The following is a 26,260-nucleotide window of genomic DNA, read 5'->3' as shown; positions in this document are numbered from 1 at the left end:
CTTCAATACAGATTCAGTAAACCAAAGCTATATCGCAGCATCAATATTGCCTACTTATCAACTTTGGATTGCTTTTGTTAAATTAGCATAGACCAATGAATTGAGCAAGCAAAACAACATATAATGTTTCTGTTGAAATTTGCTTTGCGCAACACAGCCGGATTCATACCAGGCAATATTCTATCCGGGGAAATCCTGCATCAGCTATTTTCAAGCGCGATTAGAAATTTGACACCTGATTTAAAAACAAAGCATCTTGAACGTCAGGTGATAGATTTACCCCAGATTTATTGGACTGACAAGCAAAATTTACCCATAGCAGCCTGTTATTTCCGCAGTTGCATAGCCTAAATATTCGATTAATTGATGTCCTAAGAATTTAATAATGATTTTTTCACGTCGCAGCTCCTTTCCGCGAAAAACATATGCACTCCATATAGGAGTGAGAAAGGTGGATGCGGCAACTGGAACTGGGGTATGGCGTACGTGGATGGCAGCGAATCAAGCGGTATGCAGCCCGAATAGAGACGATCACCGAGAATGCCGCCGGACGGCTGGAAGCATTGAGGTTTTGGGACAAGCACGGGCTGGAGGCGGTACTGGATTTTCACAAGGTTTCAAGGTGCACCCTATATAACTGGAGGCGCCAGTACCTGGAATCTGGCGACAAAGTCGCGCGCCGAAGCAACGCCGCACCCGGCAGAGGGCAAACGCTGTATTGAAGCGTCTGGGAAAGCTCAGGAAGGCACATCCAGGTTTGAGGGCGGAGAAGCTGCAACTATTCCTGACCGATTAGTGCGAACCGCGTCATCTTCCCACCCCTTCCGTACGCAGTGTCATGCAGCTGGTCGCCGAGCGACCGGAACTCAAGAAGGCCAGGCCGTCCAGGGTTAAGATAAACCGCTACAGGGCGGCGCAAGAGCGTAAGCCCAAAGAGTTCAAAGGCAGACTATCCCGGGAACTGTGTCGGCGTGGATACGAATAAACTACAACGCGATGGGCTCATACACTACATCAGCACCTTCACCAATCTCCACAGCCGCTTCGCTTTGGTGGCAGCGTCGGCCAGTAAAAGCAGCATGCGCGCCTCTGGTCTGTGGTGACTATACAAGGTCTGTTTCCCGTATCCCATCGAGCGGGTGTTATCGGACAATGGCTGCGAATTCGAGGCCGCCTCCGACACAAAAATTACCAAAAATAAAACAAACCGCTGACTGACCTATCCCAAACGCCCAAAATGAACGCACATGTCAAGCGCTTTAACGGTAGCCTGCAACACGAATTCATCACCTACCATGAAGAACTGCTGTTCACCGACATTGACCGGTTCAACGATAAACTGCTCGACTATCTGGTCTGGTTCAACCCCGAGCGCCCCATTACGGTCTCGGGTTGAAATTTCCTTTCGACTTCTTGCGCGATAATTACCAGTGCAACATGTATTGACGGGAGAAACAGTCTGGCACTCATACCAATAGAGTGCTAAAATAAAAACATTAGGAGGATTATTTGATGGATCACAATATAAATTTGCCCATACCTTCAACTGCAGGCAGCCTCGAGAGCTATATTCAAACCGTAAATCGCTTCCCCTTGCTAACACAGGAAGAAGAATTTGGCTTGGCTGTCCGCCTTAATGAGCACAACGACCTGGATTCGGCCCGTCAGTTAATTTTGTCACATTTGCGTGTTGTAATATCTGTCGCCCGAAGTTACGCAGGCTATGGGTTACCTCAAGCTGATTTAATCCAAGAAGGAAATATAGGACTAATGAAAGCGGTCAAACGATTCAACCCTCAGCATGGCGTCCGTTTAGTATCTTTTGCTCTTCACTGGATACGTGCCGAAATGCACGAATATATTTTGCGTAATTGGCGCTTGGTAAAAATTGCAACCACCAAAGCTCAACGCAAGCTGTTTTTTAATCTGCGCAGCATGACACGCAAACTTGGACCACTGAGACATCAAGATGCTAGCATTATTGGAGATCAACTCAATGTAAGCACGAACGAAGTTCTAGAGATGGAGGCTCGTTTTAACGGGCAAGAAGTAACCCTAGAGCCTGCTGCAAATGAGGGAGATGAGAGTAGTGTTGCACCAATAACTTACCTGGCTGCTCCTGCAAATACTGAACCATCACGCGTTCTAGAACAAAAACAAATTGAAATACAACAAATTTCTGGTTTAACGCGCGCTCTGGCCAGTCTAGATGATAGAAGCCGGCGTATCATCGAGGCGCGTTGGCTTCGCGAAGGAGAAAGCACAAAATTACATGATTTAGCAAACGAATTTGGTGTTTCAGCCGAACGCATTCGTCAAATTGAACAAAAAGCAATGGCGAAAATGCAATTTGCTATTCTATCTCAGAAATAACCGTAGGTAGCTCAACTAACTTTCTCTTTAATAAATTAAAAATTAATTTTCATAAAGTTTATTACTTAACAACTTTAAGATGAGATCTTGAGCCGGGTTTCGGTGCGTCTGATCCCGGCTTTTCTCGATTAGAAGCATTACTCCGTCCAATTGGGTGTGTTGCTACAAATTCATTTTCGCGGAACACCAAACCTTGACCAGTTTCCTTTGCAAATATACCAATAACCGCATCTATCGGCACTGAAAGCGCAAACGCTACACCACCAAAACGGCCTGAACAAGTCAGCTCATCATTTCCTATCTGAAGGTTGTGCACCGCATCCATACTGATGTTAAGCACGATTTCTCCATCTTTAACATATTGCATGGGGACTCGTGTGAATTCGTCCACTTTAACCGCAAGATAAGTCGTTAAGGAATTGTCCGTACACCAATCGTAAATCGCGCGAAGCAAATAAGATTTTATTGAAAATTCATTCACTTTCGCATCGCTTTTTCAGCCGGTGTCATAGAATCAATATATGCTTTACGTGAAAAGATCCTTTCTGCGTATTTCATAAGCGGTGCCGCTTCCCTACCCAGCTGAATATCGTAATGCTCCAATCGCCATAACAAAGGTGCTATGGCAACATCCAACATGGAATACTCCTCATTCAACATATATCTCTGCTTAGCAAAAATAGGTGCGATCTGAGTCAGATTGTCTCGCAAAGCAATCCTTGATTTTTCAGCAACTTTTTGGGTGCCGGTTTCAATTAATTGAATATGAGAAAACATTTCATTTTCAAACCGATGCAAAAAAAGCCTGGCACGCGCCCGCATTACTGGATCAGCAGGCATCAACTGTGGATGGGGAAACCGCTCATCGATATATTCATTGATAATATTCGATTCAGACAATACCAAATCACGTTCAACCAGAACTGGAACCATATTATATGGGTTAATTGCAGCAAGATCTTCCGGCTTGTTATAGATGTCTACATCTATAACCTGAAAATCCTCCATTCCCTTCTCATACAATACAATACGACAGCGCTGGCTGAACGGGTCTGTAGTTCCCGAATATAGCGTCATCATATGATGTTTCAAACCTTAATTAATTTGTTTCGGACCAGATTTGCCCTTACCAACATAAAAGCAATGCTACCAACCACTAACGCTGTTACTATGAAAGCCAGGAATGGAATCGTTCCGGTTCCGTTTACCCCCGCAATCCAGATATAACGCTCAAACAAGGTTCCCACTATGATGCTTGTCGCCACCGCAAGTATGATGCACGGAGAATGACGTGCAGGGCGCATGGCAAGCACGCTGAATGGAATAATAAACTTCAAGGTTATCAGCGACCACCACAGGAAACTATAGTCGCCATTTTGCATCCCCATCACCCGGTCAACCTCACTTGGAAGGTTCGCGTACCAGATAACCAGATATTGCGCAAAAAAACTGTAGATAAATAACAGAGTAAACGCGAGCATCATTTGCGCCAGGTAATTATAAACATAGCCTTCTACTGGACGAACCAATTTATTTCGTGTGTTCAGGTAGTAAATCCATATAACAAGGAATGACATGAACATATTGAAATTGCTTATGAAGTGCTGCATTCCGTAGATTGCACTATGCCAGGAAGGAACCATTGTCATTTCAAAGTCCCAGGCAACCATGGTTCCATATAAAACGAATACATATGGAATCCAGCAGGCAACTTTATGAAAATTATCGTAATCTTGCTTGCTTCGGTCACTGACTTCCTGCCGCTTAATAAATATCCAGAATAAAGCCATCACAAAAGCCAATCCCAGTATCTGACGAGCAGCCAAGAAAGTGTAATTATGCCATCCTGGCAAATGATGACCCGGTTCATGCGCAGAACTTAACCATGGAAAAGTATTTTCACCGCCAACCAAAAGAATGATCAGCAATAAAAATGCCAGTGGGAAAAGTGCATACAAGGAAACAGCCAGCCGACGAACTTCATAGCGCCATTGCGCTCCAACCAAATGTAGCACCGCGCTCAGCGTCACTCCTCCAAGCGCCAAATAAAGCACCACCAGGAAACTAACTGTCAAAACCGACCAATTGCTATAAGAAATCATTTACTGTACTCCCTTATCTGACTGGAGGCGTTGCCGATTCGCCGGATTGGCCTTGTTGCAGTACCTTGCGCACATAATTAATCACGTGCCAGCGTTCCTTAACCGACAGATCATTTGCATACGAAGGCATAACCGCACCACCGAATGTCATATAACCCCAAATGAATCCATCAGAACGTTCTTTCGTCTGATCTGCCGTCAAATCGTAGGGTTTGAGCAGCAGTTTTGCACCAACCAACCCGTCCCCCTTACCTGACATCCCATGACAGGGGGTGCAATAAATTTTGAACATCCTTTCCCCATAGGCTACTGATTTTTCATCTGCTGGAATTGGATTTGTAAGTTTTTCTGCAGCCGCCATATCTTTTACTACAGATTTAGTACCCGGCACAGGTACCGAATTTTTTGGGAAAGGTCTCATGCCAGGATTTTTCTCATCCACGCTTTCTTGCGGTTTAACGCTAATCTGATTCGCCTGGTCATGGGACCAAGGCCAGGCTTGCGCAACTACTGGTACTAAAAATAATGTTATTGCCAAGGGTAGTTTCATCATTTTCCCGCCTCTTCCTGGATTTCAAGTGCCTTGTGCTTGGTAAAAATCGCCTTAAAAGCTGTTACCGCTGCTTCATCCCCCTTTACCAGTATCCCGATTTGATCCTCGGATACCTTGGCACTATACAAAGGGGAACGTTTTGCAGGTAAGCCCGCGCAAATCAGGAAACCCAGAATCGTGATAAACACCCCTCCAAGAATGAACATCTCATAAGTCAGTACAAAATCTGGTGGTAGGGGGACAATGGGCTTTCCTGCCTTTATCTGGGAAAAAAAGTTTGCCTGGGCACTTGCAACCAAGGTAAAAGCTAACAAACCACCCATACATGCTCCGGCCAAGGTAAACCATTGCACTTTAATAGGCCTATCCCCCAGCACCGTCTCTACTTCAGGATGCTCGATCGGAGACTTTAATATGAGATCGTCAAAATCAAATCCCTTGATATTCGCTGCACGCAACTCAGAAATTGCTGCTACTGCTTCATCAAAATCGTTAAACAATGCCAGTAAATGACGTTGGCTCATTAATGTTCTCCCTTCACAGCAGGTTTGTTCTTCAGCGCTAAGGTCCGGTGATAAACCATTTCTTTGACTTCATACATAGAAACGGATGGGAACACCTTGCAGAACACCATAAACAACAATGTGAACCAACCAAAGCTGCCAAACACGATGCCCCATTGAACCAGGCTAGGCCATTGATCATGATCCCAAGTCCAAGGATAGTGTCCATGAGCAAAACTCGGTCCTATAATCATCCAGCGCTCCAGCCACATTCCTACATTAAGGAATATTGACACCACGAACAGCAATGGCAGATGTGTTTGGAACCGCTTAAATGCAAGCAGCAGTGGCAAGATGGAACCAAAGAAGATCATTGCCCAGAAATAGGGTGCATACGGACCAGTTGCCTTGAAAATCAACTGATCCTTAGCAGTCTGGTCATGTCCATACCATACTGAAGAAAACTCGATTAGGTTCAGGTACGTCCATACCATTGCGATGGCAAATGTCAGGCGTACCAGTTTCCTCATTATCGGAAGGGTCATGTATTCTTCAAACTTGAACACGTACCGTAGGATCACGAACAGCGTTATGATCGCAGCACAGCCTGAATACAATGCCCCTGCCACAAAATATGGCGGGAAGGAAGTAACATGCCAGCCTGGCATGTTTGACATGGCAAAATCCGAAGCCACAATTGAGTGCACCGATACAGCCAGAGGAATCAGAAAACAGGCTATCGTCAAATATGTAATACGGAAATTACGCCACTGACGATCCGTCCCTTCCCAGCCAAGCGATAGTACGGTATACAGTTTTTTGCGCCAGCCTGCATGGATATTGTCGCGACATATTGCCAGATCCGGGATCATTCCAACATAAAGAAAAATCACTGAGGAACTAAGATATGTAGCAATTGCAAACATGTCCCATACCAGCGGTGACTGGAAATTAGGCCATACCCATCGTTCGTTAGGGTAAGGCATCACATAATAAACCATCCACAGACGACCCAGATGAACCAGAACAAACAGACCCGCCGTCATCAAGGAAAAAGTAGTCATCGCTTCCGCAAACCGATATATGGGCTTACGCCAGTCCGCATGCATCAGGTGCAAAATTGCCGATAATAATGTGCCTGAATGGCTCATCCCGATCCAGAAGATAAAGGTCGCTATGTAAAGGCTCCATACATGCGAATTGCTCTTGTTGGACACCCCCATACCCGTCTGGTATTGGTAAATTTCACAGCCGACCGCAACTCCCACCATCGCGATCGCAATCAACAGGATGACCCAATACAACTTTTTTGGGTTCTCCAGGCTCTTGAGCACATCTTTGTTGATCTGCGCCCAAGCTATATCCTCGCGTATATCTTTTCCCATTACTTTATTTCCTCCCCTTATGCCTGTGCGCTAGCAATTTGGAGCCGCATTTGCTACGGCCACTCATTTCGCGTTTAGATAGCACCTTCCCGCAGTTGCTCTAAATACATGACCGATGGATAGGTACGCAAGTTTTCCAAAATACGGTAGCCGCGCAACTTATCGCCGTCATGTACTGCATCCTTGGCTTGTTTGTCATGATTTAATTTGACCTGCTGCTTTTCCCACTGCTTTGCAACCCTTGATTCTGGATCAATCAAATTACCAAAGGATATTGCTCCAGTCGGGCATGCTTGCTGGCAAGCAGTCTGCACCTCACCATCATGCACACTTCTGCCTTCGGTTCGCGCATTGCTTTTTGCCACAGTCAGTCGCTGTACACAGAAAGTGCATTTCTCCATCACGCCCTTACCGCGCACAGTAACATCCGGGTTAAGCTGCTGTTCCATCGGTGCCGGCCATACATCGGCTGTTGTCGGATAATCGTACCAGTTGAAATACCGTGCCTTGTATGGGCAATTTGCATTACAGTACCTGGAACCAACACAACGATTGTAAACCTGCGAATTCAAACCATCCGCAGTATGGTTAGTCGCGCCGACTGGACACACCGTTTCACAAGGGGCCGCCTCACATTGCTGGCACATCATAGGCAGAAATTGCGCCCCCTGATCAGCATACTCACGATCCTCATTGTGCCAGTACCGTTCAATTCGCAACCAATGATGAGAATGTCCATGAGAAAATTTTTCCTTGCCAACTGCAGGCAAATTATTCTCTGCATAACATGCAACGCTGCAGGCATTACAGCCTGTGCATAAATCCAAATCTATGCTCATTGCCCACTTATATTCCTGATGAGGCCTTTCATCCGACGGATGCTGTTGGCGGAAATCAGACCAATTTTGTAATAAGTTGGTAATTGACACCTTTTACACCTCCTCTGCAAGATTTACTTTGCCCGATGCCATTCTTAGGGCGATTCTTCTACCACTCTGATTGCCTCCAGCAGGCCCCTCATCTTTAACTACAATTACGCGCTTGCCAGCCTTGGTAACCTTAACACGTGTCTCGTACATAGCCAGCTCACCGGTTTGCTGGTCGAATACCGGATCCAGGATCTTGAAAGCATTCGCACCAACCCCCTTAGAATACCGTCCCATTGCCTCATGTCCATAACCCAGAGGAACTGATATCACGTCTGGATGAATGCCGGAATACACATATACCTGCCCTTTAATTGCCCCATTCTTAGATGCAACCTCGACGATATCCCCCTCAACAACACCCAGTTTGGCCGCTGTCTTTGGATGCATCTCCACCCAGCTATCCCAAACAATAGTGGTCAAAGGATCTGGTGACTCTTGCAACCATGGTTCATTCGCATGACGGCCATCCCGCATATTGGGAGTCACAGCCGGAATCAAGCGCAAAGGGTACGTTCCGTCTTCTACAGCAGGAGGAGGCAACTGGAGCCCTGCTGCAGATGCACTACTGACTAAAGCATTAGAAGAACTTGTCAGCTTCACAACACCTTGACTTAAAACTGAGTCCCAAAAAACATCATCATCTTCATTTTCTCCACCCAGCGCTCCCTTAATCGCCACCATCGCATTTTTCAGATATGCGTAATAATCTTCATAGCCACTATATTCAGCCGGCCGACGCTGCTTCAACAAGGCAAGCAGAACATCTCCCATCCCAAGCGTCCCAGGATGTAATTTTTCCATCAGGGGTTGCTGTATGTTCAGCTGTGCGCCTTCTGCAAAATATTCTGGCACAACCGTCCCCCAACCTTCCATGGAAGAATTTAACGGCAATACCAAATCCGCCTCCATTGCCGTTTCATCCATATAGTGCGCGAATGCAACCTTAAACGGCACCTTCTTTAAGCTCTCCTTCATATTCATGGAGGCCGGCGCAGAATAAATTGGATTTGCACCGCAATTAAACAGCACCTTAACCCCATCCTGTGCGATGCTATCATTCAGCGCCTGCAATGAAGAACGATTACCGGTAATTGGCGCCATTTGTGGGAATGGCATACTGGCCGGCGCTTCAACGGTCTTGCCCACATTCCCCAGCACCTGATTCAGCAATGCAACTGCAGCAGCATTCTGTGAGCCGTGCGCATACCCTTCAGCGGCACCACCTGCAATCACCAGACTTGGGCTACGATCTTTCAGAAGAGCGGTAAGCTTACCTATATGCTCAACCGATACACCAGTATCATTACTCACCCGATCCAGCGTATAATCTTTTACAGCAGCAGCCACCTCAGCCGGGACAGTCAAACCTGCTGCACTCAGTGCATTAACCAGCCCCAATGCAAGAATTCCTTCGGTACCAGGACGTATTGCGAGCCAGCGATCTGCATTCGCGCCCGTTATTGTCATCTTTGATTCCACCTGCACCAGCACCCCGCGCTCCCCATTAACCCCCTTGCGGAACTTTGCATACTGCCGGGAAAAATGTACTGGCGAAACCCAAGTACCCAAGAAATCCGCGCCAAAGGAAACAACAACCTTAGCTCTGTCCAGACGAAGGCGCGGCATTTCCACTCCATATGCCTTCTTGTTTGCTGCACGCACTACAGACGGCGCAACTGCCTCATAAACATAATGTTGATCTGATCCAATCGCATCCAGATAATTTTTCAGCAAAACCTTTACATGCCCACTCACCCCCCCTGTCAGGAAAGCTACGCTTCCCGGGTTGGCGGACGCAACTTTTTCACTCACCAGTTGCAGCGCCTTTTCCCAAGTGATCGCCTCCCCTTTGTCTCCGTTTCGCAACAACGGCTCACGAACACGATCAGGATTGTAATGCGCCTGTACCCCAGCTTGACCCAGCCCGCACATTTTTCCACTATTAATCGGGGAATCTGGATTTCCTTCCAGCTTTAATACTCGTCCCTCCCTAACCCGCCCCATAATTCCGCAGCCAGCATCACACTGTGCGCAGGTCGAATTAAAATAGGTTCCAATACTCGGAATAATATAGTCTGCCGTCTCTACATAAGACGTAACATACTCCCTACCATCCTCCACTGAAGTATTGCCGCAACCGCTTAAAGCAACAGTCGCACCCCCCCACCCCAATACCTTCAGAAAATCTCGCCGATTAAAACTGTTTTCAATCATTGCTGATACCTCTTGGAATTCTTTATCTTTATGAAGCCGGCGTTTACTTATGGCACTGCCAGCAATCGTTCGGGCCGTGAGTCGTTTTCGTAGATGTTGCACTTACAGGATGATCCTTTTGGTGACAACTCACACACCATCCCATGGATAACGGTTTTTGCCTACGTGCAACCGTCATTGTCTTTACATCGCCATGGCAATACCCACATGCCTCTTGCACTGGCTTTTCCTGCGCAAATACAAACCGCTGGATATGGCGCTCGTGGTTGAACCGCACAAAATCCGGCAAATCATGCACTTTCTTCCAGGGTACTGGCTTTTTTGCCTCCCAATACTCGAATAACTTCTTGATCCGCGGAGTCTCTCGTACCGACTCAATGCTCCGATGGCAACCAATACATTTCTGCAACGGTGGAATACCGGCCACATTACTGCGTCGCGCATAAGTATGACAGTACATGCAATTTATCTGCATACCACCTTTCGCAGCGTCACCTGCGTGACGGTCATGCGGAAACTCTATAGGCTGATCAACCACAGGACCCAAGTCATCAGCTGTGGTAAGGGGCTGTGCCGCATGGACGGCAACACTGCCAACGGCCGCAATTAATCCTACAAGCAGAACGGACAAACGTAAAAAACGATACATCGCAAGTACCTCCCCCAACAAACAACAAACAATTAGACCGCCGTGCGGAACTTTCGCCGGCAAGCAACATCAAATAAAAGTGCAGGTAATTTAATAACGAAAGCTTTTAAGCTCTATAGCAATTACATACTTTTTAATACGTACCCATTCCTAAACTTCTTAAACAAAGACTAGGCGTGACAAAACTTTTTAATAATGTCCAGTTTGGAATGCAAAGTCAACTGTACAAAAAACTCGGCAAGCCATTTCCTACCAAAGCGTATTCACAATCAAAATCCAAATACTCTTAAGATTGAATAACTTCTGTAAAGACTGACAGTCCCGGTTAGTAATGTCCGGTTGCGATTATACTCACCCCCTGTTCAAAACAACAAGAGGGTAATTGCAGGAAATGTAAAACCTGCACCCAAAAACAAAAGTCATCTGAAGCAAGCCACAGATTTTACACATTTAATTTTCCCATGAAATCATGACTTCTCCCCCGGTGTATACTCGAATTTCTGGGTCTCGATTTACTTTACCGCAATGAAAATTGAGCAGGCAATTTGAATAGGAAATTTAGCAGCCATTAAAATGAAAATGCATTATTTCCATTACCTGAAATTTTGTTCCAGGCCACTACTTTGCTGGACCGGATCGATGTTCCGCCTTAAACAACAGTGCGATCCCGGCAATTACCATTGGCAAACTAAGCCATTGCCCCATACTCACACCAAAACTCATTAGTCCAAAAATCCCGTCATCAGGGTTACGGGTAAACTCAACCAAAAAACGGAAGCCACCATAACCGACCAGGAACAGACCTGAAATCGCTCCAACCGGACGAGCCTTCAACGAATATAGCCATAAGATGACAAACAAAACCAGACCCTCTAGAGCAAACTCATACAACTGGGAGGGATGACGCGGCAAATTATCCACATTAGGAAACACCATACCCCACGCCACATCTGTCGGACGTCCCCAGAGTTCAGCATTTATAAAATTGCCGATTCTTCCCGCCCCCAAGCCCAAAGGGACGAGCGGAGCAATGAAGTCCATTAACTGTAGCCAAGGTAAGTGATGCCTGCGCGCAAAAAGCGCCATTGCCAGTAGCACACCTAACAACCCCCCATGAAATGACATCCCACCCTGCCAGACCGCAAAAATCTCAAGGGGGCGAGAGGCATAATAACCAGGATTGTAAAATAGAACTTCGCCCAGCCTTCCACCCAGAACAACACCCAGAATGCCATAAAATAAAAGATCATCTATCAATTTTTCATCCCACCCGGGGCGACCAAGGGTGCGGATACGCAACTTGCCCAGCCATGAAAACAACATGAATGCCAGCAGATACATCAATCCGTACCAGTGCACCGCAAATGGGCCTATTTGTATAGCCACCGGATCGAACTGCGGATGCGTGAACATGTTTAAGCAAATTTAATTTCGTTAACTGCCAATTTTTTTATTATACGTTAATTAATTGCACACCTTAAATCTGACATTCAGCCAACCATTCTGAACCCTGCAATCCATACCCACTGTCAACGTGCAATTACAGATATGCGTTATTGGAAACACTGCCTGCAGTTTACAGTTTGCAAACATAGTTGAGTTAGTTAAAATGGCAGGGACAGCAATGTCTAAAATTATATTTTTGAAGAAACACTTAAATTTTATGGAGCTGAAGAAAAATGAAATCTATCATCGTTAGCATGATTGCGGTAGCAGGCCTGATGTCAGCAGGTAGTGTTTTAGCAACAGATATGCCAGAACTGGCCAAAAAAAGCGGCTGTACCGCTTGCCACAAGATTGACTCTAAACTGGTTGGACCAGCTTGGATGGATGTTTCGAAAAAATACAAGGGCGCAACAGAGTACGCTTATTCGCCTACTGGCAGCGCTGCTGCTGGTGCAAAGAAAATGTCTCTGGAAGATGGCCTGGCCATGAAGGTAGCTAAAGGTGGTAGTGGCAACTGGGGCAGCATCCCGATGACTGCCAACTCGCCTAAAGTTAGCGATGCCGACATCCACACACTGGTTAAATTCGTATTGGGTTTAGCGAAGTAATTTAGATTGCAACTTAGCCGGGCAGGGATCGGTTATTCCCGATTCCTGCCCGGTTCATCTACAAGCATCCGACAAAGCCTTGAGCAGTGTTGATGATTGTATGTGAAAGACCGCACAGCCAGCCAATGCTGGCTTTATTTTTCACTGGCGTTAATTTTGACGTTCAATCGCAACTCGATTGACATAAAGTCCCATGAAACATTCATTATGACCGGACGAAACAAAAAATAATAATCCCGGAAACAAAACCCGACACGCATTTCTTAAAGAAAATCAGGAAGTCCCAGGTTGGGAAACCACGATTGAATGCTTCCTAACTCCATTACTCTGGACAAGACCACCATATTTCCACTTCCTCGATTACCCCCATCCCAGCCAGAGGTAATTATAATTTTATGCATGAAAATTTGCACACTTGCATAAATGAAATCAATCTTTAAACAAATAATATTATAATAAACACGCTCATACATCACGGTGTCATGCCTATTCTTTCAGGATATGCGACGTTAACGCAAATATAATCCCTTACAAATTAATTTTTATAATTCAATTTTCTGTTAAACCGACCATGTCAATTCAAAAAACCTCTTTGTATTCAGCTATTGCATCACTTATCTTACTTGCTTCATGCGGGAAGTCAGAAGCCCCTGCACACAAGGAGAATAACGAATTAATAGTAAAAATTGGGGTTGTTGCACCCCTGACCGGTCCACAAGCTCATATCGGCAAAGACAGCGAGAACGGCGCACGCATGGCAATAGAAGATGCAAATTCCAAAGGGATTATTATCAACAATAAAAAGGTGCATTTCGAATTAATCAGCGAGGATGACCAAGCTGACCCGAAAACTGCCACCATCGTTGCGCAAAAACTTGCAGACGCAAATGTAAATGGAGTAATAGGCCATCTCAATTCCGGGACATCAATCCCAGCTTCCAGGATTTACAGCAATCATGGCATTCCCCAGATATCTCCTTCTGCAACAGCGGTCAATTATACTGCCCAAGGCCTTAAAACCACTTTTCGCGTAATTGCCAACGATGGGCAGCAAGGAAGAGCCCTGGGAGAATTTGTCGCAAGCACCCTGCAAGCAAAGAAAATCGCGGTGATAGACGACCGTTCAGCATATGGACAGGGGTTGGCAGACGAATTCGAACGATCCGCGAAATCCTACGGCGGACAAATTGTTGCCCGTGAATACACCAACGATAAGGCCGTAGACTTTACTGCGGTGCTGACTTCAATCAAAAGCAAAAACCCGGATCTCATATTTTTTGGCGGCATGGACCCTCAGGGCGTACCCATGGCCAAGCAGCTCAAATCGCTCGGTCTCGATGTTAAATTTGTGATGGGTGATGGTGGTTTTACCCCAAAATTAATCGAGCTTGCCGGTGATGCTGCCGAAGGTGTTTATGCTTCACAGCCTAGCTTACCACTTGAGCAAATGCCTGGAGGCAGCAATTTCTCCCAACGCTATATGGCTAAGTATCAACAACCCATTCAGCAATATGCACCCTATTGCTATGATGCTGTAAATGTAATGATCGCTGCAATGCAAAAAGCAGCCTCAGTCGAACCTGAAAAATACTTATCCGAGCTTGGAAAAATTACTCATGCAGGTATCAGCGGAAACATCAGCTTCAAAGAAAATGGAGATATCAAAGGTGGCTCAGTAACCCTCTACCAAGTCAGACAGGGAAAATGGCAACCACTACAAACCATAAATGAAGACGGGATAGCATCTCAAGACTGAGAAAGGATACATTCATGAAGATCAGCATCCTGTATGCCATTTTTTCTCGCGAGTAAACAGTGGACACATTGTTACAACAGATCATAAATGGTTATGTACAAGGAAGCGTGTATGCCATGGTTGCTTTGGGATATACCATGGTATACGGCATTCTCGGGCTGATCAATTTCGCCCACGGCGAAATTGTAATGGTTGGAGCAATGGTAGCCTTATCCGTAGTACAACTGCTAATCAATTCTGGCTTACCCCCCCAACTTGTATTGCTGTTCAGCCTGATTATTTCAGTTTCAGTGTGCATGTCTTTGGGTTACAGTATTGAACGGATCGCTTATCGCCCGCTGCGCAAAGCACCTCGTCTTGCTCCACTGATCACCGCAATTGGCGTTTCCATCGTGCTACAAAACCTGGCGATGATAATCTGGGGAAGAGAGTATCTCGCCTTCCCACCGATATTACCCAATAATTCTCACAGATTTTTCGGGGCAATCATCACCGAAGTACAGATACTCATTGTCCTGGTAGCTCTAATCATGATGGGAGGATTATTGCTATTGGTACATCAGACCCGACTGGGATGCGCAATGCGTGCCGTCGCCGAAAACCCAACTGCCGCTATTCTGATGGGAGTAAATACCAATAAAGTGATTGCTATCACCTTCATGCTTGGCTCCGGCCTAGCCGCAGTGGCAGGTCTGATGATCAGCGCCAGGTATGGCATCGTGCACTACTATATGGGCTCCATTCTTGGACTCAAAGCTTTCACTGCGGCAGTGCTAGGTGGCATTGGCAACATGCGCGGAGCCATGATGGGGGGATTACTTCTTGGATTAATTGAAAGCCTGGGGGCAGGTTACATTGGCGATCTAAGTGGTGGTTTTCTTGGCAGTCATTACCAGGACGTATTTGCTTTCTTTGTATTAATTTCAGTACTGATCTTCCGCCCTTCTGGATTATTTGGAGGACGTATTGCTGAACGTGCCTAAATTTTTTCCAAACGGCAACATGATACGCCCATGGCTGGGAATAGTGATAATCGCCATTGTGCTAATGATATTGCCATTTTTTACCGATGCGCTGTTCGGGCGTGGTTGGGTGCGCATTATAGATTTTGCAATGCTGTACATCATGCTGGCATTAGGGTTGAATATCGTAGTCGGTTATGCAGGGCTGCTCGATCTTGGCTATATTGCCTTTTTTGCAGTGGGCGCATATTGCTATGCTTTGCTCAACTCGCCGCAATTAGGCCTACATCTGCCTTTCTGGATCGTTCTGCCACTGGGGGCCCTGTTAGCCTGCATATTCGGTGTATTACTGGGAGCTCCAACATTGCGCCTGCGTGGCGATTACCTCGCCATTGTCACCTTGGGTTTTGGAGAAATTATTCGCATATTCCTAAATAATCTGAACGCACCAATCAACATCACCAACGGCCCCCAGGGGATCAGCATGATCGACCCGATCCATATCGGCGAAATTTCATTAAACAAAACATATGAAATATTCGGGCTGGTATTTTCCCCTGTTCATCTGCATTATTATTTGTTCCTTGGCTTCACCTTGCTGGTAATTGTTATTTCACTGCGCCTACAAGATTCCCGAATTGGCCGAGCCTGGGTAGCACTTCGCGAAGACGAAATCGCTGCAAAAGCAATGGGTATCAGCGCTGCCAAAATCAAGCTATTGGCATTCGCTATGGGAGCAACATTCGGTGGTTTGGCGGGTGGCTTGTTTGCTGGCTTCCAAGGATTTGTCAGCCCCGAAAGTTTTAGCCTGACAGAATCCATTACCGTGTTATGCATGGTAGTACTCGGTGGCATGGGCAACATCAGAGGTGTCCTTCTGGGTGGCATGCTCTTGGTGGCATTACCCGAGGCTTTACGCCATGGTTCAGGGCCTGCACAACAACTCCTGTTCGGAAAGACGCTTGTTGATCCTGAAAGTTTACGCATGCTGTTATTCGGACTGACACTGATCATAGTCATGCTATGGAAGCCTGCAGGACTGTGGCCTTCAAATCAGCGCAAAAGCGAACTAACTGCTAACACAGGAACCATTGCGCGCGCGCAACAGGATAGCTAAATAATATGTACCCATCCCTTAAACACGACACTAGTCTGCTTGAGCTATCTGGAATAACCAAACAATTTGGAGGCGTGTCCGCACTTTGCGAAGTTTCTCTTCATATCCGGCACGGTGAAATTTATGGGTTGATCGGACCAAACGGCGCAGGCAAAACTACACTCTTTAATATCCTGACAGGGCTGTATCAAGCGGATAGGGGACAGTTCACTTTTAATAATATCAAATACAACGGCAACAGCAAACCGCATGTATTGGCACGAGCTGGAATTGCTCGCACATTCCAGAACATCCGCCTGTTCTCCAATATGACAATACTTGAAAATGTCATGGTTGGTCGTCACCTACGCACACACAGCGGTGTCTGGGGAGCGCTGACCCGCAATGCTACAGCTCGCAGCGAAGAAAAAGCAACCATAGAATATGCTTGTAGTCTACTTAGCTACGTTGGTATCAACCGTCCATACCAAACTTTGGCCAAAAATCTATCTTATGGCGAACAACGCAGGCTAGAGATTGCTCGTGCATTGGCTACCGAGCCCAAGATTCTTGCTCTGGATGAACCTGTGGCAGGCATGAACGCCACTGAAACCGCGAACCTGAAAGAGTTGCTGCAAACCATACGTGCCAAAGGAATAACCATACTGCTCATCGAACATGATGTAAAGTTTATCCTGAACCTGTGCGACCGTCTTGCAGTGTTGAATCACGGAAAAAAAATCGCTGAAGGACAACCTGAAGCGATTCGCTGCAATCCGGAAGTTATTGAGGCATATTTAGGAGTGGATCCCGTACCCCCTTCAAGATGCATCTGATCATCAAAAACCCTCTTTGAATTTTCAGCTTTACACTTCATGACCATCCCTGAACTAAAACCCCTACTACACGTGTGTGACTTGAAAGTGTCTTACGGCGGTATTCATGCTCTAAAAGGCATAAATTTTCACATAGCACCTGGTGAATTGATAGCACTCATTGGAAGCAACGGGGCGGGGAAGACCACAACGCTCAAGGCAATTGCTGGCTTGATTCCATGGAGTGCAGGAAAAATACATTACCGCGACATGTCATTACAACACGTTGCCGCGCATCAATTAATCCGGGAAGGACTCGCATTAGTACCTGAAGGACGCGGTGTATTCGCGCAATTAACCGTAGAAGAAAATTTACGGATGGGAGCCTACAGCCGAAGCGACAAAAGTACGATTGCCAATGACCTACAAGATATCTACGGGCTGTTTCCACGTTTAGCCGAACGGCATATGCAGCTGGCTGGCACACTATCTGGTGGGGAGCAGCAAATGATGGCTCTCGCACGCGCATTAATGAGCCGTCCGAAATTATTGATGCTGGATGAACCCAGCATGGGACTAGCACCCCAAATGATTGCAAAAGTTTTTGAAACCATTCGCAATATTTCGACACAGGGAGTCTCTATTCTACTAGTGGAACAAAACGCCAGGCTCGCTCTAGAAGTAGCACAACGCGGTTATGTCATGGAGAGAGGTCTAATTACCATATCCGACAATGCGGCCAACCTTTTGGATAGTGATGTCGTACGCCGCGCCTATCTGGGAGACTAGGACATACCCGGATCCGGATGACCTGTTCTAGGTGATATTTTCTTACGCTCGTGCAATATAACTCCAGCCAATTTAAATATCAGGTGGCGAACTGAAGTGCGCACTGGGGTTAATCCTGAACTCAGTAAACACCGCTTTTGAAAATTCTTCGGCCATTGCCAAATCAAGTTTTCTAAGAACTTGATAAATTTCCCGTACTTTGTCTCTTTTATCCAGATAATAATAAGCCACCCCAAGATTAAACCATGCGCTTGCTCTATCCGGGTCAAGCCGAACTGCCTCCTCGTAAGAAAGAACAGCCAGGCCATATTTTTTTAGGTTGCTGTAACAGACTCCTAAATTATACCAGGCATCAATATAATCCGGTTTGATACGAAGTGCCCGCCGGTATGCTTCAACTGCATCCGCATACTGCTCGACATTGTCAAAAGCTACACCTTGGGCAAACCAAGCGCTGACATAAAACTGCTCTGAATCCATGGTTACTCCTAAATTAGTGTACATCAGCCATTTTGTTTCATAGCAATAACGGCCTGTACCTTAAACTTTATTTTTGCCTTACCCATTGAATGGCTTATTCTAGCTCACCACACGACATTTAAATAGCAAAGCAACGAACAACCAGTCTGAAAAATGAAAATGGAAATTTTGCCTGCTCGTATTATACTTTTATCCGAATTAATTCTTTCATCCATCCTATTGTCCCTGTAAGCACAAAAATTCCACAAAAAAATAACCGGATTTTTCTATCAATTCAATTCTCCTATTTTTAATTCCATAAACAAATTGTCACTCATGCTAAACTCGCCTTGAAGCTGACTAGATAGTCGCCGCGTCCACATGTTAGGACGGGGAGGAAAGTCCGGACTCCATAGAGCAAGATGCCGGTTAACGGCCGGACACCGTAAGGTGATGAACAGTGCCACAGAGAATAGTCTGCCTAATTTCCACAAGGAAACGGCGATGGTGAAACGGTGGGGTAAGAGCCCACCGCGGACGTGGTAACACGGACGGCACGGTAAACTCCATCTGGAGCAAGACCAAATAGGCAGGTAATGACGTGGCTCGCGTCGCCTGCGGGTAGGTCGCTTGAGCGTCAGGTAACGAAACGCCTAGAGGAATGACTATCCACGACAGAATCCGGCTTACCGGCCAGCTTCACCCGATTTTTTTCCCTACCTATAAAAACAGATTTTGGTTTGCCAAACCGGCATTTTCTGCCTGGAGCTCCTAGTCGATTTACACGCCTAAAATACTTAAAAATTCTTGCTGCAAAATGCTGCAGAACCATAAAAATCAAAAACAGCGACCCCGCAGGTGAAAATTCGGGTAGTTTCATCATTCAGACCATTCTTTTTAAGAATGCCTGGATTCACCCCCCTCTTCCTTCCCCAAATTGTTTTTTATTTTAATCCCTATCCAGTACACCCTATACCACCTTCAGATTAAACACACTGAACAGTACATTTCCCGGTCCAACAGAAAAACATCATAAATAGCTTTAGCCTTTTTATGCAATCCATTCTTTATTAAAGAATTTAATTTTGCATTGCTATTTCACACTAACTACTTGTCAGACAAGGAAAATTTTTGAATTTTTACTTGACCATGTCTGTTTTTTTCAATATAGTGAAACAAAGTGGGGGAAAGTGGGATTTAGTGGGATACTGCACAGAGGGTTGCTAAAATGTTTCAAGGGGCGACACATCTCAGTCTGGATAATAAAGGCAGGCTTGCAATACCAGCCCGGCATCGTGACATGCTACTTTCCAACTTCACCAATCAACTTGTATTGACAGCTGATGCAGATGGTTGTCTGCTCTGCTACCCATTGCCTGAATGGCAACCAATCCGCGATAAACTCCTTAAGTTATCTTCTCTTGACCCACGCATACGCGCATTACAACGCCGCCTGATCGGATACGCTGAAGATGTCGAAATGGATGCTGCGGGACGCATACTGATCTCGCCTGCCTTAAGAAATTATGCAGCTTTGGATAAGCGCGTTACGCTGATTGGCCAAGGTAATAAACTCGAATTATGGGATGAAGCAAAGTGGGCAGCACAACAGGAAATAACGCTGTCATTTGCACAAGGCGAACTTCCCCCGGAACTAGAGGGATTCACGCTGTGAGCGATTTCATATCCCTCACGCCTGAACTTACACATAAAACTGTTTTATTAAACGAAGCCATTGAAGCATTGCAGATAAAACCGGATGGTATTTATATAGATTGCACATTTGGCCGCGGTGGACACAGCCGATTGATTTTACAGAAGTTAAATGTGCATGGGTGTTTAATCGCGCTGGATAAGGATCCTGCTGCAGTTGCAGCCGGGCAGGCAATAACCGATAAGCGATTTACCCTGATACATAGTGAATTCTCGCGCTTGACAGAGGTATTAAACGTGCTGGGAGTCAATGAAGTAGATGGGGTATTGCTCGATTTGGGGGTTTCTTCGCCCCAGCTGGATGAAATGCAACGCGGATTCAGCTTCCGTTTCGACGCCCCGCTGGACATGCGGATGAATAACAGTAGCGGAGAAACCGCAGCAAATTGGCTGGCCAATGTTAATGAAAGCTTACTTAAGGAGGTGATACGTAATTATGGTGAAGAACGGTTTGCTTCACAGATTGCAAGTGCGATTATTGCTGCGCGCCAAAACGCACCCATCGTCACCACGCGCCAGCTCAGCGAAATTATTGCCCAGACCGTGCGGACACGCGAACCAGGGAAAAATCCGGCGACACGAACCTTTCAAGCTATACGGATTTACCTCAACCAGGAACTCGAAGAAATTGCGCGAGTTCTCCCGCAGTGCGTGGACTGTCTAAAACCTGGTGGACGTATCGTGATCATCAGTTTCCATTCTCTGGAAGACCGCATGGTAAAACACTTTCTGCGTGACATGGCGCAAGGCGACCAGTTACCACGAAATTTACCAATTCGTGCTGCCGAAATTAGGCAAGGAAATCTGCGTCTGATTGGCAAGGCAATTCGCGCCACCTCACAAGAAATCCTGGCCAATCCCAGGGCGCGCAGTGCAGTAATGCGGGTAGCAGAGCGCATGGGGAGAGGAATGTATGACTAGACTTCACTTCACGCTCCTGATAATCGTGGTTGCTTGCGCACTAGGGGTTGTAACTTCACAGAATCAAGCACGCAAATTATTTGTGGAATTTAAAAGAGAAAAAGACCGTGCACAACAAATGGAAGTGGAATGGGGACAATTACAGCTTGAGCAGAGTACTTGGGCAATGTCAGCGAGAATTGAAAAAATTGCTGTTGAAAAATTACAGATGCAGCTGCCAAACACCCTACAAGTTCGCTATATCCGTGCTGAAGACCTGACTGCATCCTCTATAACGCCATGAATTACGCCAGCAACATACCGAGCACACAACCAGCAGCTTTGCCGCTAATGCGGTCACGCGTGCTATTTGGGATTTTGCTAATCGGTATGGGTGCATTGACCATACGTGCTATTTATTTGCAAAGCGTACAGAATCACTTTTTACAGCAGAAGGGAAATGCTCGAGCAGTCCGTGTAATTGATATCAGCGCGCATCGCGGTATGATTTCAGATCGCCATGGAGAACCTCTCGCCATCAGCACACCTGTAGAATCAATTTGGGCCAGTCCGCAAGATGTGAAGGCTTCTCCGCAACAAGTGGAGCAATTAGCCCGGATACTGGACATGGAGGTCGAGGATGTGAGGAACCGTCTATTCGACAATGCACGTGACTTTGTTTATTTAAAACGTCAATTGCCCCCTGAACAGGCTGAAAATGTCATGAAACTGGGGATACCCGGCATATCGATGCGGCGCGAATATCGTCGCTATTACCCAAACGGGAACATTACTGCCCACCTACTTGGATTTACCAACGTAGATGATAACGGTCAGGAAGGGCTGGAACTGGCATTTCAAAAACAGCTTAGCGGTCAAGTTGGCAGTCAACGTGTAATTAAAGACCGTAAAGGCCATATTATCGAAGATGTCGCCAGTATTCGCGCGCCCAAGCCAGGCATCAACATGGTGCTCAGCATCGACAACAGGATTCAGTATCTGGCTTTCAGGGAAATCAAACTGGCGGTCGAACAACATCGTGCCAAGGCTGGTTCCATTATAGTACTAGATGCAAAAAGCGGAGAAGTGCTGGCTTTAGCCAACTGGCCAAGCTACAACCCCAACAACCGTATGAAGCCCGATCCCCAGCTACTACGCAATCATGCCGTAACCGACTTGTTCGAACCGGGTTCCACACTTAAACCTTTTGCTATAGCGACCGGACTCGACAAAGGGAATATTACTCCACAAACCGTTATTAATACTGAAAACGGTGTCATGCTAGTCGGTAAACGCAAAATTCATGACACCCATCCCGAAGCAGCGCTCACTGTGGCACAGGTTATCCAGAAATCAAGTAATGTAGGTGCGGCCAAGATTGCACTGTCATTACCACCGGAAACTTTCTGGCATAGCCTGAATCAAAGCGGCTTCGGCACGCTCGCTGGAAGCGGTTTCCCGGGTGAAGCGACAGGCAGGCTGCGCAATTACAAAAAATGGCGGCCTATTGAACAGGCTACCATTTCCTATGGCCACGGTATTTCCGTCAGCCTGCTGCAACTGGCGCGCGCCTATACCATATTTGCCAACAACGGCGAATTGAAGCCTGTTTCTTGGGTAAAGCTGGACGCACCGGCAAGCGGCAATAAAGTATATTCAGAAAACACCGCGCGCGAGGTACTAAACATGCTGGAATTGGCGGTACTTCCAGGCGGCACAGCACCTTTGGCCCAGATCAGTGGCTTTCGCGTAGCCGGCAAGACAGGTACTGCGCACAAGCTCGATGACGGACGTTACATCAACCGTTACATTTCCTCATTTGTCGGATTGGCACCGGTATCCAACCCAAAATTGATCATAGCGGTAATGGTCAATGAACCTAACAATGGCCAATATTATGGCGGCTTGGTCGCTGCTCCTGTATTTAGCAATGTCATGAGTGCGGCACTCCGCCAGCTCAATGTACCAAATGATGCACCGCTTGAACCCACTGGGGAAAAGCCTCCAGTTTACATGGTTAAGGGGGAAACATGAGCTACTACTCCGACCTTGTGAACTCTCTTGGCGTACCGGTCAGACAGCTCGCCACAGACAGCCGCGCTGTTACCCCGGGCGATACTTTCGTTGCCTACCCAGGCAACAGGGCTGATGGACGGCAACTCATCAATCAAGCCATTAAGAATGGGGCCAATGCAGTTATCTGGGAAGCACAAGGGTTTAACTGGAATGAGTCATGGAATATCCCCAATCGGGCGGTCACCAACCTGCGACAACAAGCCGGAGAAATTGCAAACCATGTATATGGCAGCCCTTCTCGCAAAATGTGGGTAATCGGCATCACCGGCACCAATGGCAAGACTTCTTGCAGTCACTGGATTTCCCAAGCACTATGCGCGCTAGGGAAAAAGACTGCACTGATCGGAACACTGGGGAATGGCTTCCATCCGGATTTGCAGCCTACCCAGAATACCACACCCGATGCTGTCCAACTGCACCAATTATTAGCCGATTATCTTTCCAGGGGTGCCGAAGCCGTTGCGATGGAAGTATCTTCTCACGCTTTGGAACAAGGGCGTGTAAGCGGGATAAATTTTGATGTGGCTCTCCTTACCAATCTAAGCCGAGACCATCTTGATTATCACGGCAACATGCACAGTTATGCTGCGGCCAAACAGCGCCTGTTCCATTGGCAACAACTTAAATACATTGTCCTCAATCTGGATGATGCATTTGGTGCCGAACTTGCCGAACAAATGCAGGATAAAAACGTAGAAATGATTGGATATGGCTTAAACCATACCGCCCTTTCCCTAGCTGAACGTCTCGGCTTGCGCATGGTCTATGCCAGATCAGTACGCATGGATGCACAAGGACTTAGCCTGCAAATTCATTCCAGCTGGGGAGGTGGTGAGCTACACAACACCTTGATTGGACGCTTCAATGCTTCCAACTTATTGGGGGTAATGGCCGTATTACTAGCGAGCGGTGTGTCTTTACAAAGGGCATTGGACGAACTATCTCTTGTCAGAGCGGTGCCCGGGCGCATGCAAACTTTAAGTATTAACGGTCGACCCACTGTAATAGTGGACTATGCACATACCCCGGACGCTCTGGAAAAAGTATTGCTTTCCGTGCGCGAAGTAATAGGAGATAAAAATACAGATGCCCGCCGAGGAAAACTGATTTGCGTTTTCGGTTGTGGTGGTGACCGCGACCGCGGCAAGCGCCCGATGATGGGATATATCGCTACGAAATTTGCGGACATTTCCATTATTACCAGTGATAACCCTCGCAGCGAAACGCCCCATGAAATTATTGCAGCCATTATGACTGGCATTCAATCTGAAAAAACAGAAATAACCAGCACATATCAGGTCATCGAAGATCGCGCATCAGCCATCACAGAAGCAATACTTCGCGCAAAGACAACCGATATTGTTTTGATTGCAGGCAAAGGGCACGAAGCATTCCAAGAGATTAACGGCGTTCGATACCCATTCAGCGATACTGAAATTGCCCAGCGCGCATTGCTGGCCTGGCGTGAGGAGGCATGGGAATGATGATGCTATCCCAAGCAGCCCATATTTTGGGAGGTAAGCTTATCGGACAGGATGTGCTATTTCTTGCCGTATCCACTGATAGTCGTACGACCAATACTGGCGATCTATTTGTTGCATTACAAGGTGAATTTTTTAATGGGGCCACATATATTGCCGCTGCTGTAGAAAAAGGGGCAGTAGCTGCATTAACAAGTACGGCCAGCTATTCACACTGCAACCCATCACCATGCTCACTGATTCTGGTTGAAAACACGCGGGTAGCATTAGGTGTTCTTGCAGCATATTGGCGCACGCAGTTCAAGGTTCCATTGGTAGCAGTAACCGGAAGCAACGGCAAAACTACAGTAAAGGAAATGCTGGCAAGTATATTACGTGCGGCAACAAACAATGATCAAAGCGTACTGGCCACACATGGAAATCTAAACAATGACATCGGCGTGCCACTTACTTTGCTTCAATTGCGGAACAGACATCGCTATGCCGTGATTGAAATGGGAATGAACCATTCTGGAGAAATTGAATATTTGTCGAGAATGGCACGTCCGGAAGTCGCCATCATCAATAATGCAGGGAATGCGCATCTAGCCGGTCTGGGTTCTGTAAATGCGATTGCCCAAGCCAAAGGAGAAATTTTTACCGGGTTGACCAAACAAGGTACAGCTATCATCAATGCCGATGATGCACACGCTCCCCTGTGGCGCGAATTGTCCGGTGACAAGAATATCATTGAATTCAGCCTGAATAATAAGAAGGCAGTGCATGCCATTCAGTGGCAGACAAAAACTTATAGCGCCTCTATGAGCGTAAGCTCACCTCATGGAATCTTGCATGTGCAACTGCAAGTACCCGGGATGCACAATATCTACAACGCCTTAGCCGCCACAGCGGCAGCACTGGCTTTGAACATACCAACTCAAGCAATTACCGCAGGACTGGAAAAATTTCCTGGCGTACCTGGACGGTTGCAGCGCAAAGCTGCGCTACATGGCGCCATATTAATAGATGACAGTTACAACGCAAATCCTGCTTCGTTGCTGGCAGCGCTGAAAGTACTGGCCCAATTCACAGGCAAGAAGATCTTGGTATTGGGAGACATGGGGGAGCTGGGAGAAGACGCTATACAACTACATGAAGAAATTGGCATGGAAGCGCTTCTCTCAGGAGTAGATCAGCTACTGACTATTGGCAAGCTTTCGTTTTATGCGGCAAAAAAATTTGGAATGAATGCACGTCACTTTGAAAAAATTGAAGATTTGCTCGATGCACTCGACACAACACTGAATGCTGACACCATGCTGCTAGTGAAGGGATCGCGCTTCATGCGCATGGAACGTGTAGTTCATCATTGCACTGCGGAGAACGATAAAAACAAAAAAGCGGCTAGCCAGGAAATCCCTCAGCCCTTCATAACCATCTCCACTGATTCGACTAAAGACTAAAAAAACAAT

The 26,260-nt window shown here is 46.5% G+C and carries 26 protein-coding genes and 1 other RNA gene; 16 read left to right on the top strand and 11 right to left on the bottom strand.

The features are described from left to right. Nucleotides 1-455: 455 nt before the first annotated feature. The 3 genes from KJA68_RS02060 (at nucleotide 456) to rpoH (ending at nucleotide 2,373) form a co-directional block, all read left to right on the top strand. On the top strand, nucleotides 456-722 hold the full coding sequence (locus tag KJA68_RS02060) for a helix-turn-helix domain-containing protein (RefSeq protein ID WP_213035248.1): 267 nt from the start codon (nucleotides 456-458) through the stop codon (nucleotides 720-722). A gap of 515 nt (nucleotides 723-1,237) precedes the next feature. Beyond that, on the top strand, nucleotides 1,238-1,396 hold the full coding sequence (locus KJA68_RS02055; protein ID WP_213035247.1) for an integrase core domain-containing protein: 159 nt from the start codon (nucleotides 1,238-1,240) through the stop codon (nucleotides 1,394-1,396). 116 nt (nucleotides 1,397-1,512) lie between these two features. Beyond that, a complete protein-coding gene (gene rpoH, locus KJA68_RS02050) occupies nucleotides 1,513-2,373 on the top strand; it encodes an RNA polymerase sigma factor RpoH (protein ID WP_213035246.1) in 861 nt (286 codons plus the stop codon). A 61-nt stretch (nucleotides 2,374-2,434) separates the two neighbouring features. On the opposite strand, the gene KJA68_RS02045 is transcribed toward rpoH, so the two are convergent. The 10 genes from KJA68_RS02045 to lgt form a co-directional block, all read right to left on the bottom strand. Continuing rightward, on the bottom strand, nucleotides 2,435-2,854 hold the full coding sequence (locus tag KJA68_RS02045) for a ClpXP protease specificity-enhancing factor (RefSeq protein WP_213035245.1): 420 nt from the start codon (nucleotides 2,852-2,854) through the stop codon (nucleotides 2,435-2,437). Continuing rightward, a complete protein-coding gene (locus KJA68_RS02040; RefSeq protein WP_213035244.1) occupies nucleotides 2,851-3,453 on the bottom strand; it encodes a glutathione S-transferase N-terminal domain-containing protein in 603 nt (200 codons plus the stop codon). Before KJA68_RS02040 ends, KJA68_RS02045 begins: the two co-directional genes overlap by 4 nt. 8 nt (nucleotides 3,454-3,461) lie before the next feature. Next, complete coding sequence (locus KJA68_RS02035) at nucleotides 3,462-4,475, bottom strand: hypothetical protein (protein WP_213035243.1); 1,014 nt, start codon at nucleotides 4,473-4,475, stop codon at nucleotides 3,462-3,464. Between the two features lie 13 nt (nucleotides 4,476-4,488). Next, nucleotides 4,489-5,028 (bottom strand): c-type cytochrome, encoded by a 540-nt coding sequence (locus KJA68_RS02030; RefSeq protein ID WP_213035242.1) that lies wholly within the window; start codon nucleotides 5,026-5,028, stop codon nucleotides 4,489-4,491. Then, nucleotides 5,025-5,552, bottom strand: a complete 528-nt coding sequence (locus KJA68_RS02025; RefSeq protein WP_213035241.1) for a DUF3341 domain-containing protein — start codon at nucleotides 5,550-5,552, stop codon at nucleotides 5,025-5,027. The genes KJA68_RS02030 and KJA68_RS02025 overlap by 4 nt, the downstream gene beginning before the upstream one ends. After that, complete coding sequence (gene nrfD / locus KJA68_RS02020; RefSeq protein ID WP_213035240.1) at nucleotides 5,552-6,916, bottom strand: NrfD/PsrC family molybdoenzyme membrane anchor subunit; 1,365 nt, start codon at nucleotides 6,914-6,916, stop codon at nucleotides 5,552-5,554. The genes KJA68_RS02025 and nrfD overlap by 1 nt, the downstream gene beginning before the upstream one ends. A gap of 74 nt (nucleotides 6,917-6,990) precedes the next feature. Next, a complete protein-coding gene (locus KJA68_RS02015) occupies nucleotides 6,991-7,755 on the bottom strand; it encodes a 4Fe-4S dicluster domain-containing protein (protein WP_246487021.1) in 765 nt (254 codons plus the stop codon). A gap of 93 nt (nucleotides 7,756-7,848) precedes the next feature. Then, entirely contained in the window at nucleotides 7,849-10,059 is a 2,211-nt protein-coding gene (locus KJA68_RS02010) for a molybdopterin-containing oxidoreductase family protein (RefSeq protein WP_213035238.1), read from the bottom strand. A gap of 43 nt (nucleotides 10,060-10,102) precedes the next feature. Continuing rightward, the gene (locus KJA68_RS02005; protein WP_213035237.1) at nucleotides 10,103-10,708 is read right to left on the bottom strand and encodes a cytochrome c3 family protein; all 606 of its coding nucleotides are present in this window, start codon (nucleotides 10,706-10,708) and stop codon (nucleotides 10,103-10,105) included. A gap of 618 nt (nucleotides 10,709-11,326) precedes the next feature. Further along, nucleotides 11,327-12,121, bottom strand: coding sequence for a prolipoprotein diacylglyceryl transferase (gene lgt, locus KJA68_RS02000; protein ID WP_213035236.1), 795 nt, complete (start codon nucleotides 12,119-12,121; stop codon nucleotides 11,327-11,329). Between the two features lie 266 nt (nucleotides 12,122-12,387). On the opposite strand from lgt, the gene KJA68_RS01995 reads away from it, so the two are divergent. The 6 genes from KJA68_RS01995 to KJA68_RS01970 all read left to right on the top strand — a co-directional run bounded on the left by KJA68_RS01995 (nucleotide 12,388) and on the right by KJA68_RS01970 (nucleotide 18,180). Next, entirely contained in the window at nucleotides 12,388-12,762 is a 375-nt protein-coding gene (locus KJA68_RS01995; protein ID WP_213035235.1) for a c-type cytochrome, read from the top strand. Nucleotides 12,763-13,333: 571 nt separating this feature from the next. After that, nucleotides 13,334-14,518 carry a branched-chain amino acid ABC transporter substrate-binding protein gene (locus KJA68_RS01990; protein ID WP_213035234.1) on the top strand — a complete coding sequence of 395 codons (1,185 nt, stop codon included), beginning with the start codon at nucleotides 13,334-13,336 and terminating at the stop codon, nucleotides 14,516-14,518. A gap of 59 nt (nucleotides 14,519-14,577) precedes the next feature. Beyond that, nucleotides 14,578-15,501 (top strand): branched-chain amino acid ABC transporter permease, encoded by a 924-nt coding sequence (locus KJA68_RS01985; RefSeq protein ID WP_213035233.1) that lies wholly within the window; start codon nucleotides 14,578-14,580, stop codon nucleotides 15,499-15,501. 19 nt (nucleotides 15,502-15,520) lie between these two features. Next, nucleotides 15,521-16,597 (top strand): ABC transporter permease subunit, encoded by a 1,077-nt coding sequence (locus tag KJA68_RS01980; protein ID WP_213035270.1) that lies wholly within the window; start codon nucleotides 15,521-15,523, stop codon nucleotides 16,595-16,597. A gap of 5 nt (nucleotides 16,598-16,602) precedes the next feature. Next, nucleotides 16,603-17,412, top strand: coding sequence for an ABC transporter ATP-binding protein (locus KJA68_RS01975; RefSeq protein ID WP_213035232.1), 810 nt, complete (start codon nucleotides 16,603-16,605; stop codon nucleotides 17,410-17,412). 39 nt (nucleotides 17,413-17,451) lie between these two features. Further along, nucleotides 17,452-18,180, top strand: a complete 729-nt coding sequence (locus tag KJA68_RS01970; RefSeq protein ID WP_213035231.1) for an ABC transporter ATP-binding protein — start codon at nucleotides 17,452-17,454, stop codon at nucleotides 18,178-18,180. Between the two features lie 72 nt (nucleotides 18,181-18,252). Here KJA68_RS01970 and KJA68_RS01965 read toward each other — a convergent pair whose 3' ends face one another. After that, entirely contained in the window at nucleotides 18,253-18,660 is a 408-nt protein-coding gene (locus KJA68_RS01965; RefSeq protein WP_213035230.1) for a tetratricopeptide repeat protein, read from the bottom strand. Nucleotides 18,661-18,991: 331 nt separating this feature from the next. On the opposite strand from KJA68_RS01965, the gene rnpB reads away from it, so the two are divergent. The 7 genes from rnpB to KJA68_RS01930 all read left to right on the top strand — a co-directional run bounded on the left by rnpB (nucleotide 18,992) and on the right by KJA68_RS01930 (nucleotide 26,251). After that, nucleotides 18,992-19,344: RNase P RNA component class A (gene rnpB, locus KJA68_RS01960), an RNA gene on the top strand. A gap of 523 nt (nucleotides 19,345-19,867) precedes the next feature. Then, entirely contained in the window at nucleotides 19,868-20,314 is a 447-nt protein-coding gene (gene mraZ, locus KJA68_RS01955) for a division/cell wall cluster transcriptional repressor MraZ (protein ID WP_213035229.1), read from the top strand. Then, the gene (gene rsmH, locus KJA68_RS01950) at nucleotides 20,311-21,273 is read left to right on the top strand and encodes a 16S rRNA (cytosine(1402)-N(4))-methyltransferase RsmH (RefSeq protein WP_246487020.1); all 963 of its coding nucleotides are present in this window, start codon (nucleotides 20,311-20,313) and stop codon (nucleotides 21,271-21,273) included. Before mraZ ends, rsmH begins: the two co-directional genes overlap by 4 nt. Further along, nucleotides 21,266-21,556, top strand: coding sequence for a cell division protein FtsL (gene ftsL / locus KJA68_RS01945; RefSeq protein ID WP_213035228.1), 291 nt, complete (start codon nucleotides 21,266-21,268; stop codon nucleotides 21,554-21,556). The genes rsmH and ftsL overlap by 8 nt, the downstream gene beginning before the upstream one ends. Next, nucleotides 21,553-23,286 (top strand): peptidoglycan D,D-transpeptidase FtsI family protein, encoded by a 1,734-nt coding sequence (locus tag KJA68_RS01940; RefSeq protein ID WP_213035227.1) that lies wholly within the window; start codon nucleotides 21,553-21,555, stop codon nucleotides 23,284-23,286. The genes ftsL and KJA68_RS01940 overlap by 4 nt, the downstream gene beginning before the upstream one ends. Further along, complete coding sequence (locus KJA68_RS01935) at nucleotides 23,283-24,812, top strand: UDP-N-acetylmuramoyl-L-alanyl-D-glutamate--2,6-diaminopimelate ligase (RefSeq protein WP_213035226.1); 1,530 nt, start codon at nucleotides 23,283-23,285, stop codon at nucleotides 24,810-24,812. Before KJA68_RS01940 ends, KJA68_RS01935 begins: the two co-directional genes overlap by 4 nt. Beyond that, the gene (locus KJA68_RS01930; RefSeq protein ID WP_213035225.1) at nucleotides 24,809-26,251 is read left to right on the top strand and encodes a UDP-N-acetylmuramoyl-tripeptide--D-alanyl-D-alanine ligase; all 1,443 of its coding nucleotides are present in this window, start codon (nucleotides 24,809-24,811) and stop codon (nucleotides 26,249-26,251) included. The genes KJA68_RS01935 and KJA68_RS01930 overlap by 4 nt, the downstream gene beginning before the upstream one ends. The last annotated feature ends 9 nt before the right edge of the window (nucleotides 26,252-26,260 follow it).

The sequence above is a fragment of the Candidatus Nitrotoga fabula genome (assembly GCF_905221025.1).
Lineage (GTDB): Bacteria > Pseudomonadota > Gammaproteobacteria > Burkholderiales > Gallionellaceae > Nitrotoga > Nitrotoga fabula.
This window is presented reverse-complemented; position numbering and strand designations above follow the sequence as displayed.